The 1,451-nt window shown below is 59.5% G+C and carries 2 protein-coding genes; both read left to right on the top strand.

Annotated elements, in window-relative coordinates; genetic code table 11:
• Window positions 1–569 (top strand): transposase (locus D1643_RS10975; RefSeq protein ID WP_370520344.1); only part of this gene is annotated, 569 nt, incomplete at its 5' end.
• A complete protein-coding gene (locus D1643_RS10970; RefSeq protein ID WP_160214616.1) occupies window positions 512–1,414 on the top strand; it encodes an IS3 family transposase in 903 nt (300 codons plus the stop codon). The genes D1643_RS10975 and D1643_RS10970, both read left to right, overlap by 58 nt.
• The last annotated feature ends 37 nt before the right edge of the window (window positions 1,415–1,451 follow it).

The following is a 1,451-nucleotide window of genomic DNA, read 5'->3' as shown; positions in this document are numbered from 1 at the left end:
GTGTACTGCCTCCCATTTCTTGGACACGAGAAATGGGAGGCTTCTTTATGCCATCAGACCTTAGGATCAGATACGACGTCGATGTCCGCAGGGCCGCAGCGGAGCTCTTCGAGGAGGGCTATGGGTATCACGCGGCCGCGACCGTCCTAGCGCTTCCTCCTTCCGTTGTGAAACAATGGTGCTACAAGTTCGGCGCTGTTGGATTGGACGGATTGCTGCAGATGGGCGGACGACAGGTCAGATACACCTACGAGCAGAAGCTGGCCGCCGCGAAAGCGGTGGTCGAGGACGGCGAGAAGGTCCCCGATGCCATGGCGTCTTTCGGCATAGCCTCGAGGTCGGCGCTCCTCAAGTGGTGCAAAGCGTATCGGGAGGGCGGCGCTGAAGCCCTGCGCCCCAAGCCGAAGGGCCGACCCAAAGGGAGCGGGGCCGCGAAGGAAGGGATGACTCGCGAGCAAGAGCTCGAAGTCCGCGTCCGAAAGCTCGAGGCGGAGAACGCCTACCTAAAAAAATTGGCGGCCCTGAGGGCGGAGAAGAGCCTTCGAACCGGGAGAAGGCAGCGGCCGTAGCCGCGCTCTCAGGGCATTACCCGCTCGCTGATCTGCTGGAAGCGGCGGAGATGGCGCGATCGAGCTACTACTACGCGCTGTCGCATCCGAAGGCGCCGACCCGACCGGAGCTATGGGACGCCATAAGCGAGATATTCTCACGGACTCCCAACGGCTGCGGACATCGGCAGATCGCCATGTGCCTGCGCGCCGAGCGCGGCGCGCGCATCGCGGACAAGACGGTGTTGAAGGTCATGCACGAGATGGGGATCAGCTGCGGCATCCGCCGCGAAACCGACTATCACAAGTACAATTCGTACAAAGGCCTCGTCGGCGAGACCTTCGAGAACGTGCTGGGGCGCGACTTCGGAGCGGAGGGCCCTTGGCAGAAGATGGGCACCGACGTCACGGAGTTCAAGCAGGCGTGGGGCAAGGCCTATCTCGCGCCGATATACGACTTCGGGAGCAAAGAGATAATAGCGTGGTCGGTGTCGAAGAGCGCGAGCATGGCCCAGCAGCACGATATCCTCGATCAGCTTTTCTCCAGGATGCCGAAGGGCGCGACACCGATCCTGCATTCGGACATGGGCTGGCAATACCAGCAGAGGGCCTGGGCCGAGCGACTGAGAGAGCATGGCATCGTGCAGAGCATGTCGAGAAAGGGCAACTGCATCGACAACGGGGCTACCGAGCAGATCTTCGGTCATATCAAAGATGAGTTCTTCAAGGGTCGGAAATGGGCTACCTTCGAAGAGTTCAAGAAAGATCTGGACGCTTACATCGTTCATTGGAATACGAGGAGACGACAGGTTAAACTGAAAGGACTGACTCCGGAGGAATTCCGAAATCAGTCCTTAGCAGCTTAGTCCTTACTAATTCGTCCAAGTTTTGGGACGCAGTTCA

This window comes from Enterorhabdus sp. P55 (assembly GCF_009911695.1).
In the GTDB taxonomy this organism is placed as follows: Bacteria; Actinomycetota; Coriobacteriia; order Coriobacteriales; family Eggerthellaceae; genus Enterorhabdus.
This window is presented reverse-complemented; position numbering and strand designations above follow the sequence as displayed.